This window comes from Testudinibacter crocodili, assembly GCF_006228025.1.
Lineage (GTDB): Bacteria > Pseudomonadota > Gammaproteobacteria > Enterobacterales > Pasteurellaceae > Chelonobacter.
Window position 1 is genome coordinate 18,864 of record NZ_VDHF01000004.1, and the last position, 11,817, is coordinate 30,680.

The 11,817-nt window shown below is 45.6% G+C and carries 11 protein-coding genes and 1 other RNA gene; 10 read left to right on the forward strand and 2 right to left on the reverse strand.

Going from position 1 to position 11,817, the window contains the following annotated elements:
- The 5 genes from FHQ23_RS00250 to FHQ23_RS00270 all read left to right on the forward strand — a co-directional run bounded on the left by FHQ23_RS00250 (window position 1) and on the right by FHQ23_RS00270 (window position 5,953).
- The gene (locus tag FHQ23_RS00250; RefSeq protein WP_267963573.1) at window positions 1-1,152 is read left to right on the forward strand and encodes an ABC-2 transporter permease; all 1,152 of its coding nucleotides are present in this window, start codon (window positions 1-3) and stop codon (window positions 1,150-1,152) included.
- A 27-nt stretch (window positions 1,153-1,179) separates the two neighbouring features.
- Entirely contained in the window at window positions 1,180-2,616 is a 1,437-nt protein-coding gene (locus FHQ23_RS00255) for an efflux transporter outer membrane subunit (RefSeq protein ID WP_139612516.1), read from the forward strand.
- 222 nt (window positions 2,617-2,838) lie between these two features.
- Window positions 2,839-4,155, forward strand: coding sequence for a glutamyl-tRNA reductase (hemA, locus tag FHQ23_RS00260; protein WP_139612517.1), 1,317 nt, complete (start codon window positions 2,839-2,841; stop codon window positions 4,153-4,155).
- A 108-nt stretch (window positions 4,156-4,263) separates the two neighbouring features.
- Entirely contained in the window at window positions 4,264-5,346 is a 1,083-nt protein-coding gene (gene prfA / locus FHQ23_RS00265; RefSeq protein ID WP_139612518.1) for a peptide chain release factor 1, read from the forward strand.
- A gap of 19 nt (window positions 5,347-5,365) precedes the next feature.
- Window positions 5,366-5,953, forward strand: coding sequence for an RDD family protein (locus FHQ23_RS00270; protein ID WP_139612519.1), 588 nt, complete (start codon window positions 5,366-5,368; stop codon window positions 5,951-5,953).
- Window positions 5,954-6,173: 220 nt separating this feature from the next.
- Here the strand turns inward: FHQ23_RS00270 and FHQ23_RS00275 are convergent, their stop codons facing one another.
- Entirely contained in the window at window positions 6,174-6,341 is a 168-nt protein-coding gene (locus tag FHQ23_RS00275; RefSeq protein WP_442805434.1) for a hypothetical protein, read from the reverse strand.
- A gap of 184 nt (window positions 6,342-6,525) precedes the next feature.
- Window positions 6,526-6,891: a transfer-messenger RNA gene (ssrA, locus tag FHQ23_RS00280) on the reverse strand.
- 399 nt (window positions 6,892-7,290) lie between these two features.
- On the opposite strand from ssrA, the gene pstS reads away from it, so the two are divergent.
- The 5 genes from pstS to phoU all read left to right on the forward strand — a co-directional run bounded on the left by pstS (window position 7,291) and on the right by phoU (window position 11,785).
- Window positions 7,291-8,346, forward strand: a complete 1,056-nt coding sequence (gene pstS / locus FHQ23_RS00285) for a phosphate ABC transporter substrate-binding protein PstS (protein ID WP_139612520.1) — start codon at window positions 7,291-7,293, stop codon at window positions 8,344-8,346.
- Window positions 8,347-8,418: 72 nt separating this feature from the next.
- Entirely contained in the window at window positions 8,419-9,378 is a 960-nt protein-coding gene (gene pstC / locus FHQ23_RS00290) for a phosphate ABC transporter permease PstC (RefSeq protein ID WP_139612217.1), read from the forward strand.
- Window positions 9,378-10,256 carry a phosphate ABC transporter permease PstA gene (pstA, locus tag FHQ23_RS00295; RefSeq protein WP_139612521.1) on the forward strand — a complete coding sequence of 293 codons (879 nt, stop codon included), beginning with the start codon at window positions 9,378-9,380 and terminating at the stop codon, window positions 10,254-10,256. The genes pstC and pstA overlap by 1 nt, the downstream gene beginning before the upstream one ends.
- A gap of 19 nt (window positions 10,257-10,275) precedes the next feature.
- Window positions 10,276-11,055 carry a phosphate ABC transporter ATP-binding protein PstB gene (gene pstB / locus FHQ23_RS00300; RefSeq protein ID WP_139612549.1) on the forward strand — a complete coding sequence of 260 codons (780 nt, stop codon included), beginning with the start codon at window positions 10,276-10,278 and terminating at the stop codon, window positions 11,053-11,055.
- A gap of 40 nt (window positions 11,056-11,095) precedes the next feature.
- A complete protein-coding gene (gene phoU, locus FHQ23_RS00305) occupies window positions 11,096-11,785 on the forward strand; it encodes a phosphate signaling complex protein PhoU (protein WP_139612522.1) in 690 nt (229 codons plus the stop codon).
- Window positions 11,786-11,817 lie beyond the last annotated feature (32 nt).

Consider the following 11,817-nt stretch of genomic DNA (forward strand, 5'->3'; position numbering starts at 1 on the left):
ATGGCTAGAGATATGTTGCGAAACAGTTATCAGTGGCTTAAAAATGTCTATTACCTGTCGTTAAAAGAGCTGCGTAGCCTGTTTGGGGATATCACGTTAATTGGTTTGGTGGTGGTGATGTTCACTTTTACGATCTATTCGATTGGCAAGGGGATCACCACCGAAGTCAAAAACGCTTCGGTTGCAGTGTTAGACCAAGATCATACCGCACTTTCCTACCAAATTCGTGATGCGATTCTGCCGCCTTATTTTAAGCAGGTCGTGGAGATTGAACCGAACCAGATTGATTCATCGATGGATAACGGTGAGTATATTTTTGTGTTAACGATTCCAGCGGATTTCACTGAAAATTTACTGGCAGGCAAACGTCCGCAATTGCAGTTGCTGGTCGACGCCACTGCGATGACACAAGCGGGCGTGGGCGTGAATTATCTGGGGCAGATTATCAATCGCCAAGTCAATCAATTTTTGACCCAAGCACACGGGCAGCAGTCATTGCCGCTGGAACCGGTGATTAATGTGTTGTTTAACAGTAATCTGCTGACCGAATGGTTTATGCCGATGACCCAAATTATCGGCAATTCCAGTTTATTGGCGCTGATTTTGGTCGGTGCAGCAGTGATTCGTGAACGAGAACACGGTACGATTGAACATTTGTTAGTCATGCCGGTCAGCGCCAGTGAAATCGCGTTTTCGAAAATATTAGCAAATAGTTTGGTGATTTTGGTTGCCGCAATGTTGTCGTTGTATTTTGTGGTGCACAAATGGATTGGTGCGCCGATAAATGGTTCGTTATGGTTGTTTGCTTTGAGTGAATGGATCTACCTGTTTTCGATGGCGGGAATGGGGCTGTTTTTGGCGACGCAGGCACCGACCATGCCGCAATTCAGTCTGTTGTGTTTACCGGTGTATATTGTGCTGTACCTGCTGTCCGGCGGACCGTCACCGATCGAGAATATGCCGCAAATAGTGCAACATATTATGCAGCTTTCGCCTTTGACCCAATTTGTGGCGATCAGCCAAGATGTGCTGTTTCGTGGCGCAGGCTGGGAAACCATTTGGCATCGAATTGTGATTATGATGATTTTAGGCGCAATTTTTATTGGCATTGCGATCGGTCGTTTCCGTTCGATGTTGGCAAAACAGAATTAACCGCACCAAATAACAAGGACTCAGATTATGCAAAAGCGTTATTGGATGTTAACCGCACTTTCGTTGTTATTAACAGCTTGTAGTCACACTGAAGTGGCGCTGGATTCGAAAATCGATTTGCCACAACAATACCAACAGACGGCAGCGGCACAAGGCAGCCAGCAAATCAGCCGTTGGTGGCAACAGTGGCGTGATCCGCAATTAAGCGCTTTGATTGAACAAGCGCTGCGACAAAATTTTGATTTGGCCATCGCACAACGTCGTTTGCAGGAAGCAAGAGCGATTTCTAGTTTAGCCGGTGCAGAACTGGCGCCACAAGTGGGGGCTAGTGGCAGTTTGGGTGGGCAGCGGCTGGAAATTGATAATAATCTGTCGTCAGCGGCACGCCAAGTGGTGGGTAATAATGATCTATCAGCTAAAGGACATGTAATTATCGGGGGCGTGGTTGCCTCTTGGGAACCGGATATTTTCGGGCAAAAACGCAGTGACGCCGATGCGGCTAAATATGCTGAACTGGGGGCGCAAGAGCGGGTTTACGGCACGCAAATGTTGGTGGCAAGCGATATTGGTGATCACTATTTACGCGCACAAGCGGTGTTGCAGCAGCAGCAGATCCTAAACCGCACTTTGCAAACATTGCAGCAGCTGCAAGGCTATCTAAAAGGGCGTTTTGCAGCAGGACAGGTTACTGCTTATGAATTGAACGAAATTGCGGTTAAAATCGAGGCGTTGCAAGCGCAACAGACAGGTTTGCAGGCGCAGTTTGACGCTTATCAGCGCAGTATAGCCTTGCTGACAGGGCAAGTGCCGCAAGGTTTTAAACTGAATACCAAACAGATGCTACAAGCCAATTTGTTGCAACATTTGCCGCAGCCGCCACAAGGACAACAACCGGGCAGTTTGTTGGTGCAACGTCCGGATATTCGTGCTAATGCCGCCGCAGTACAAGCCTATGCCGCCAAATTGGCAAGCGCCAAGGCTGATTTGCTGCCACGTTTTGATATCCAGTTTTTATGGCAAACCGGACGCATTGAACTGGACGGCGATTTACCGCCGTTAAAAGGCTTGGGCAGCTTGGGCAGTATTGGTGTACAGCTGCCGATTTTCACCGCAGGACGGATTGCTGCTAATATTCAGGCGGCGGATGCCCGCTTGCAGACCGCACTTTTGCAATATGACCAGTCAATTTTACAGGCATTGGCGGAAGTTGACAGCAGCTATCAGGCACAATTTTCCCTGATTCAACAAATTCGTCAGCTAAACAGCGCAGTTCAAAAAGCCACAAAACAGGCACAAGATACGCAAAAACTGTTTCAGTACGGCGATAAAACCCTCGATGTTGCCTTGCAAACGCGATTAACGGCATTGGATTATCAACAGAATCTGTTAAATGCACGTTTAGCAGCAGGGCAAAATTTGTTGAATTTATACAAAGCGATTGGTGGCGGTTGGCAGCTAGAGTGAGTCGCTAAATAATGGTTGCTGATTACAATAATAGGCGAAAAATCGGGGCTGAATCAAAATAACGTTGGATTCGGTTTGCTCAACTCGTGACAATTTATTAGAATGCAGGTTGGTTTATCGTCGTCCTTACCTTGAGGTACAGTGGCGACGATTTTGTTTTATCTCAAAGATTTACCAAAGACTACCGCAAATTAGGTAGTCCGTTTAACAATAATAACAGCTATGGCAATTTTGGCGCTCGGCATTAACCACAAAACCGCACCGGTTGAGTTGCGGGAAAAAGTCGCTTTCAGTGATGAAAAGCGGCTTTCTGCGTTGCAGCAAATCCAGCAAAGTGAACTGGCAGAAAGTGCGGTGATTCTTTCAACCTGCAATCGTACCGAGCTTTACCTGCACAATCGCCGCATTTCGCCACTTGAAGCGGATGAACAAAATAGCCGTTGGATTGAACACATCGTGCAGTGGTTCGTCGATTTTCACGGTTTATCGGCAGAACAAGTGAGAGACAACCTGTATTTATCACAAAATTCTGCTGCCACCCAACACTTAATGCGAGTCGCGTGCGGCTTGGATTCATTGATTTTGGGCGAGCCGCAAATTTTGGGGCAAGTCAAACAGGCATACCAAGCCAGCGAAAGCTTGTATCAGCAAAATCTAAGCGCTGAATTTTCACGGCTGTTTCAAAAAACCTTTGCCACCGCCAAACGAGTGCGTAGCGAAACTGATATCGGCGGCAGTGCGGTCTCGGTAGCATACGCCGCCACCAGCCTTGCCAAGCAAATTTTCGATTCGTTGCAACCCTTGACGATTTTATTGGTTGGTGCCGGGGAAACCATTGAATTGGTCAGCCGTTATCTGTTTCAGCAAGGGGCAGAGAAAATTATTATCGCCAACCGCACGTTGAGCCGCGCGCAGGAATTGAGTGAGCGAGTTGGCGCAATGGAGCTGCTATTGTTAGATCAGTTGCAGCAAGGTTTGAATCGGGCAGATATTGTGATCACTTCTACCGCCAGCGATACCCCATTGATTTCTGCTGCGATGGTAAAAGCCGCACAGAAACAGCGCAAAAACCGCTCGATGTTGATCATTGATATTGCCGTACCGCGCGATGTGGAACAGCAGGTTTCGGAAATTGATTCAGTCTACCACTACAGCGTGGACGATCTGCAACACATTATCCGGCATAATCTGGCACAACGGCAAAAAGCGTCCGAACAAGCAGAACAGATTATTCAGCAAGAAAGCACTGCTTTTTTCCAGTGGCTGAAACTATATCAGTCGTCCAACTTAATCCGAAAATACCGTGAGCAGGCGGAGCAAACTCGTCAGGAGTTGCTGGGCAAAGCCTTGTCTGCACTGCAACAAGGGCAAGATCAAGAGATGGTGTTACAGGAGTTGAGCTACAAATTGACCAACCGTCTGCTACATGCGCCAACACAGGCGATCCAAAAATTGGTAAAATCCGGCGATAGTCAAGGGTTGCAGCAATTTTCAACCGCACTTGGCATTGACGCCGTTGCCGAAGATCGCGAAAATTAGCAGCTGATCGCAAAATTAGCGTATTTTCAGCAACATTACGCATAAATTTCAGCTAAAATAGCCAAAATTTTTTATTCTTATACCGATAGCTTCAAACAAGGGAATCCAGTGAAACCGTCAATTATTACTAAATTGGAAAATTTACAAGAGCGCTACGAAGAGTTACAAGCGTTGCTTGGCGATCCGAGCGTGATTAACGATCAAGATAAATTTCGCGCCTATTCAAAAGAGTACGCCCAATTGGAAGATGTGGTGCAGTGTTTTGAGAAGTGGCGCCGCTTGCAACTTAACCTGGAAGAAGCACAAACGCTGCTGGATGATCCGAGCATGCGCGAAATGGCGTTGGAAGAGATCGATGAATCCAGAAGTGAAATTGAGCAACTGGAACAGCAACTGCAAGTATTATTGTTGCCCAAAGATCCAAATGACGAATACAACTGTTTTCTGGAGATTCGTGCCGGAACTGGCGGTGATGAGGCCGGTATTTTCAGTGGTGATCTGTTTCGAATGTACAGCCGTTATGCCGAGATGAAGCGCTGGCGGGTCGAAGTGATCAGCGCCAACGAAAGCGAGCAGGGCGGTTATAAAGAGATGATCATGAAAGTCAGCGGCGATGGTGTGTACGGACAATTGAAATTCGAGTCCGGCGGTCATCGGGTGCAACGTGTACCGAAAACTGAATCGCAAGGGCGGATTCACACATCGGCTTGTACCGTCGCCGTGATGCCAGAACTGCCAGAATCAGAGCTGCCGGAAATCAATCCGTCTGATCTAAAAATCGATACCTACCGCTCTTCAGGTGCTGGCGGACAGCATGTTAACACCACCGATTCTGCGGTGCGGATCACCCATTTACCGACCGGGATTGTGGTTGAATGTCAGGACGAACGTTCACAACATAAAAACAAAGCCAAAGCGATGTCGGTGTTGGCGGCTCGGATTGTGAAAGCCGAAGAAGAGCGCCGTGCAGCAGAAGTCTCCAGCACGCGACGTGATTTGCTCGGCAGCGGCGATCGTTCTGACAAAATTCGCACTTACAACTATCCGCAAGGGCGGGTGACCGATCACCGCATCAACCTCACGCTATACCGTCTGGACGAAGTGATGAACGGCAAAATGGAAGAATTGATTCAACCGATTATCACCGAATATCAAGCGGATCAACTGGCGGCATTGTCGGAACAAGGTTAGCCATTATTTTGGTAAAAGAATGCTAGTTGAAAATCCCAAAAAAAGTACAAAAAGCAAAAAAGATCCGAAAGAGTTGTCTTTAGGTGGCAAATTTTCTGGATCTTCTGCTTTGTCGATGCCTTCAGCGGCTGTTTCAACAACTGTTTCAGGTGTTTCAGATATTGCCGCTAACACAGCTTCAACAACAGTTACAAACCGTATGGCGGAAGCAGATTATTACCACTATGTTGCTAAAGGTATTAAGCGATTATTGGCAGTGACAACAAATTTTCTAATTTACATTGTTATAGTGATCGGTTTAAACCAAATTTTTCCAGATTCAGAAATTGGCATCAACGCATTGGTCATCTATTTTTCAATTCAATTTTTCTTTATGGCATATTTTTCCCAATCAGTTGGCAAAAAGTTATTCGGTATCAGGGTAGTTGACGAGAATACGTTACAAAAATTAACTATCGGAAAGTATTTGTTGCGTGAATTAATTGATAGCGTACTCTATATTTTTAGCGGTATTGGGATTATTTGTGTCGTATTTCGGTTGTTAGGTTCCAGATATGTTCAAACTGTCGGCAGTAGTGTCACGGGTGCGTTAGTGATTCGATCGTAAAAGTAGTCGTGATACCGCACTTTTGAGTCGTGTCGGCGAAAAAGAGTCTATAGCTCAAATTATAAATAAACATCAACAGACCCTAATCTCTTCAAACAAGGGAATCCAATGAAACCGTCAATTATTACTAAATTGGAAAATTTACAAGAGCGCTACGAAGAATTCGCAAGGGCGCATTTGATATCTGCCTCAGAGTGCTGACAAAGGTTAAAATCCACGATTAAGATTGTACAAGTAGCAACTGTGTTTCTAAAAAAGCAGGAAACATAGTTGCTTTGGGTTTTACCAATAAATACAATCCACCACCATCAGCAAGATGATAAGGCTTTTCTGATGGTTTTGCTTTATCAACTTGTGTATTCATTAAAATCTTAACAGTCCTTGCCATATCAAGCCCCCGGGCATTTTTAGTAATACGGTTTTTAGTAACACGATCGGCATATTACTAAACGTATTACTAAAATTCTAGATTTAAGACGAAAAGAAACGGTAAGCTACGAACAAGAAAAAAGCCTAGAGGCTTGTATTCTCTAGGCTTTCCGATAAGTTACGAACAGTAACGATATGTTTTTTGGTGGAGCTGAGGGGATTTGAACCCCTGTCCGAAATTACTCTACCTTCAGTCCTACATGTTTAGTCAGTCTTTAATTTCACTTACCCACTGCGGACAGACACGCGACAGATAAGCTAGCTTGATTCAATTTAACGTTTCGATCCTCAAGCGGAGGCGTCCACGCGATCTCGTTTGGGTTTGACTCCTCTTGATCCCCGCCTTACGAGCGGAAGCTGGGGAGAGAAGGCTAAGAGCAGGTTATTAAGCTGCTAAAGCGTAGTTTTCGTCGTTTGCGACTATTGTTTTGCGGTTTGTTTACGAGGCCTACCGCACCTCGACATGCACCTTGGGCTTCGCCAATCCCGTCGAATCCAGAATCAGCCCCAAAATAGGTTTGCTATATTAGCAAAAAATAGCGTCAAACAAAAGGATTATCATTTTTTATCTTTGAGCGTCATTTTTTGAAGAATAACAAAGTGAAGGCGTGAAAATCAGGAAAGGATTCCAAATAGCTTGTTTGTTGTTCGAAAAATAAGCAGTTGAACTTTTTTGTTTTATGACAGTTATATGACAAAAATAAAAAAATATTATATTTCATAATGATAATAAATTAATAATAGTTTCATAGCTATTTATTTTGTCACTTTTTAGGTGAAAAAAACAGCTTGATCGAGCAAATTTTTGATCTATATTTGTGCACAAGTTGTGGGATGGGCATATCAGAAAACGGTCTGTTCAACTGGTTTTGCCGACAAAGATTTCAAATTTTATTTAAGGAGACATTATGAAAGCTATTAAAAATAAATTGGTTCGTACTTCGCTGTTCACTCTGATGGGTTCTGCGATGGTTTTGTCTGCCGGAGTTGCAAGTGCGGTTGACATTACCGGCGCTGGTGCTTCTTTCCCGGCTCCGGTTTATGCCAAATGGGCGGACACTTACCAAAAAGAGACTAAAAACCGCGTTAACTATCAAAGTATCGGTTCTTCCGGCGGTAAAAAACAAATTATTGCCAAAACCGTTGATTTCGGGGCGACTGATGCGCCGATGAAAGATGATGAGTTGGCGAAAGAAAACCTGTTCCAATTCCCTACGGTGATCGGCGGGGTGGTTTTGGCGGTGCATTTGGACGATGTTAAGAGCGGAGAGCTGGTGTTAGACGGAGAAACTGTTGCCAATATTTATTTGGGCAAAGTTAAAAAATGGAATGATGAAGCCATCAAAAAACTGAACCCTAATTTGAATTTGCCGAATAAAGATATCGCCGTGATTCGCCGTGCCGATGGCTCGGGAACAACGTTTGTGTTCACCAGCTATCTGTCAAAAGTCAGTGCTGAATGGAAAGAGAAAGTCGGTGCCGGTTCAACGGTACAGTGGGCGCCGGGTTCTTTTGGTGGCAAGGGTAACGAAGGGGTTTCCGCGTCAATACAACAACTTGATGGTGCAATCGGTTATGTCGAATACGCCTATGCCAAACAAAACAATTTGCCGTATGCCAGCTTAGTATCTGCCGACGGTGAAGTGGTCAGACCGAGTTCAGACAGCTTTAGCAATGCTGCTGCTGGTGCCGACTGGAGTCACTCTTTCGCACAAGACTTGACTCAACAAAAAGGCGCAAATGCGTGGCCAATCACTTCAACCACGTTTATTTTGCTAGAAAAACAGCCGGGTAGTGCTGAAAGAGCGGTTGAAACCTTGAAATTCTTCGAATGGGCGTTAGACAAAGGCGGTGATGAAGCCCTTGCGTTAGATTATGCGGTGTTGCCGACCTCAGTAGTTGACACGATCAAATCGGCTTGGAAAGCCAATATTGTTGGCAAAGACGGCAAAGCGCTTTACTAAATGGTGTTAATGGAACGGTGTGTTAGCGCACACCGTTCTATTGTCTAAAAATGGACTTATAAAGGACGTTATATGTCAAATAAATCCGCAACGGTAATATCACCCGGTAAGAAAGGTGATATTTTTTTTGAATCACTGGTCAGATTTTCCACTTATCTGACGTTGTTGATTCTGGGCGGGATCATTCTTTCGCTGATTATTTCTTCCCTGCCTGCAATCAAAGAGTTCGGTTTCTCTTTCTTGTGGTCAAAAGAGTGGAATCCGCCGATGGATCAATATGGGGCGTTGGTGCCGATTTACGGTACTTTAGTCACCTCATTAATTGCTTTGATTATTGCGGTACCGGCCAGTTTCGGCATTGCTTTCTTCCTGACCGAATTGGCGCCGATGTGGCTGCGTCGTCCGTTGGGAACGGCAATCGAATTGTTGGCGGCAGTGCCGAGTATTGTTTATGGCATGTGGGGCTTCTTTATTTTTGCACCGCTGTTTGCTAAATATTTTCAGCGTCCGCTGGGCGAAGTGGTGTCGGGCTTTCCGATTATCGGTTCGCTGTTCTCCGGCCCGAGCTTCGGCATCGGGATTCTCGCTGCCGGGATTATTCTGGCGATTATGATCATTCCTTATATTGCTTCGGTTATGCGTGATGTATTTGAACAGACCCCGGCACTGATGAAAGAGTCGGCTTACGGGGTCGGTTGCACCACTTGGGAAGTGGTGTGGCGCATTGTGTTGCCTTATACCAAAAGCGGTGTAGTCGGTGCGATTATGCTGGGTTTGGGGCGTGCCTTGGGCGAAACGATGGCGGTCACTTTTGTGATCGGTAATGCCTATCAGCTCGACAGTTTGTCGCTGTATATGCCGAGTAACAGTATCACCTCTGCTATTGCCAATGAATTTGCCGAAGCGGAATCGGATATGCACATTTCGGCGTTGATGGAGTTGGGCTTAATCCTGTTTGCGATTACCTTAGTCGTGTTGATTATCTCCAAATTATTGGTGCGTCGCTTATCTAAAAATGAGGGAGCCAAATAATGGGCATCACAAATAATCAGTATGAAAAAGTCAAAGTGCGGTTACAAAACAAACGCCGGATTATCAACAACATTGCAATTGGGATTGCGATGTTGGCAATGGTGTTCGGCTTAATCTGGTTGGTCTGGATTTTGTTTACCACCTTGCAAAAAGGAATGGCAGGGCTATCGATCGCGACTTTTCTTGAAATGACACCAGCGCCGAATGCCGAAGTCGGCGGTCTGGCGAATGCGATTATGGGTAGCTTGATGATGGTGGTGTTTGCTACTTTTATCGGTACGCCGTTGGGGATTTTGGTTGGGATTTATCTTTCTGAATACGGTAAAAAATCATTGTTGGCGGAAGTGATGCGGTTTGTTAACGATATTTTACTGTCGGCGCCGTCGATTGTGATCGGACTATTCGTATATGTACTGCTGGTAGCGCCGTTCGGTAATTTTTCCGGTTGGGCGGGCGTGGTGGCGTTGGCGCTGTTGCAGGTGCCGATTGTGATTCGTACCACCGAAAATATGTTGAATTTGATCCCGAACGGTTTACGTGAAGCGGCTTATGCTTTGGGAACACCGAAATGGAAAATGATCCTGTCGATCACCTTGCGTGCTTCAACTGCTGGCGTCATCACCGGTGTGCTGTTGAGTGTTGCCCGGATTGCCGGTGAAACCGCGCCTTTGATGTTTACCGCACTTTCCAACCAATTCTGGAGTTTGGATATGAGTAAACCGATGGCGAGTTTGCCGATGACAATCTATAAATTTGCCTCCAGCCCGTTCACCAACTGGCAAGAGCTGGCGTGGACCGGGGTGTTGATCATCACCTTTGCGGTGTTGCTGCTGAACGTGCTGGCGCGTGTTGTCTTTAAAAATAGAGAAAAGAAATAAGGAATAAGCGATGGGAATTATGAATTTAAATAAGAGCGAACCGGGTAAAAAAATTCTCGAGGTCAAAGACTTAAACTTCTACTATAGCGATTTTCATGCACTAAAAAATATCAATTTGGATATTGAAGCCAATAAAGTAACGGCGTTTATCGGACCGTCCGGGTGTGGCAAATCCACCTTGCTGCGAACGTTTAACAAAATGTACGCCTTATATCCGGAGCAACGGGCAGAGGGGCAAATTTTATTGGATGGCGAAGATATTATCGGCAGCAAAAAAGATATTTCGCTGCTGCGTGCCAAAGTCGGCATGGTGTTCCAAAAGCCGACCCCGTTTCCGATGTCGATTTATGATAATATTGCCTTCGGAGTACGCTTATTCGAAAAATTGTCGAAGCCTGAAATGGACGAGCGGGTAGAGTGGGCGCTGAGCAAAGCCGCACTTTGGAACGAAACCAAAGACAAACTGCATAAGAGCGGTTATAGCTTGTCGGGCGGACAACAGCAGCGGCTTTGCATTGCGCGTGGTATTGCGATAAAACCGGAAGTGCTACTGTTGGACGAACCTTGCTCGGCGTTGGATCCGATTTCGACCGGCATGATCGAAGATTTGATTTTGGAGCTAAAGAAAGATTACACGGTGGTGATCGTCACCCACAATATGCAGCAGGCGGCACGTTGTTCGGATTATACAGTGTTTATGTATTTGGGTGATATTATCGAACACGGTGAAACAGAGATAATGTTTAATCGACCAAGGGACAGCAGAACCGTAGATTACATCACTGGACGTTTCGGTTAACCGTCTCGGTGACAGCAATATCGTTTAAAAGGAGAACAGCATGACACTTAATGAAAAACAGCATATCGTCAGACAATATGATAAGGATCTCAACCACTTACTATCGTTGTTGTTGACCATGGGAAGCTTAGTACAAAACCAATTGCACGATGCCTTAAAAGTGATCCGAGGCAGTGAGGAGATCAGTGCACGCGATGTGGTCGCAGCAGACGAACAGGTCAATGCGCTGGAAGTAGCGGTTGATGAGGCTTGTGTAACCTTGATTGCCCGTCGTCAGCCGCTCGCTGATGACTTGCGCTTTATCATCACCATTTTAAAAGTCGCTGCGGAATTGGAACGGATCGGTGATTCGGTGGATAAAATGAGTCAGACCGCACTTCACGATGATATTACGATTGAAAAAACCTTGTTGGATAAAATTGATGTGATGGCACAAGATGCGATTGCGATGCTGCACGACACATTGCGTGCTTTTTCCAGTATGAGTTTGGACGAAGCCAAAAGCGTTTATGCGCGCGATATCAAAATCGATGAGCGTTACAAAGAGATCACCCTAGATGCCAAAGAAGGTATGAAAAACCGCCCTGAAAGTGTCGATAGCCTGTTGACCGCAATTTTGACCGCGCGGGCGATCGAACGGATTGGTGACCGCTGCCAAAATATTTGTGAATTTATCTACTATTATCTCAAAGGAAAAGATATTCGTGATGTGGCGGAAACGGTTTTTTAATACCAGCTTCGATTAACAGTATTTTAGGCAAG

Bases quoted from the DNA above. Each gene is read 5' to 3' on its own strand.
- pstB (WP_139612549.1), top strand. From the start codon at position 10,276: ATGAATTTAAATAAGAGCGAACCGGGTAAAAAAATTCTCGAGGTCAAA.
- FHQ23_RS00255 (WP_139612516.1), top strand. From the start codon at position 1,180: ATGCAAAAGCGTTATTGGATGTTAACCGCACTTTCGTTGTTATTAACA.
- phoU (WP_139612522.1), top strand. From the start codon at position 11,096: ATGACACTTAATGAAAAACAGCATATCGTCAGACAATATGATAAGGAT.
- pstA (WP_139612521.1), top strand. From the start codon at position 9,378: ATGGGCATCACAAATAATCAGTATGAAAAAGTCAAAGTGCGGTTACAA.
- FHQ23_RS00270 (WP_139612519.1), top strand. From the start codon at position 5,366: ATGCTAGTTGAAAATCCCAAAAAAAGTACAAAAAGCAAAAAAGATCCG.
- hemA (WP_139612517.1), top strand. From the start codon at position 2,839: ATGGCAATTTTGGCGCTCGGCATTAACCACAAAACCGCACCGGTTGAG.
- FHQ23_RS00250 (WP_267963573.1), top strand. From the start codon at position 1: ATGGCTAGAGATATGTTGCGAAACAGTTATCAGTGGCTTAAAAATGTC.
- pstC (WP_139612217.1), top strand. From the start codon at position 8,419: ATGTCAAATAAATCCGCAACGGTAATATCACCCGGTAAGAAAGGTGAT.
- FHQ23_RS00275 (WP_442805434.1), bottom strand. From the start codon at position 6,341: ATGGCAAGGACTGTTAAGATTTTAATGAATACACAAGTTGATAAAGCA.
- pstS (WP_139612520.1), top strand. From the start codon at position 7,291: ATGAAAGCTATTAAAAATAAATTGGTTCGTACTTCGCTGTTCACTCTG.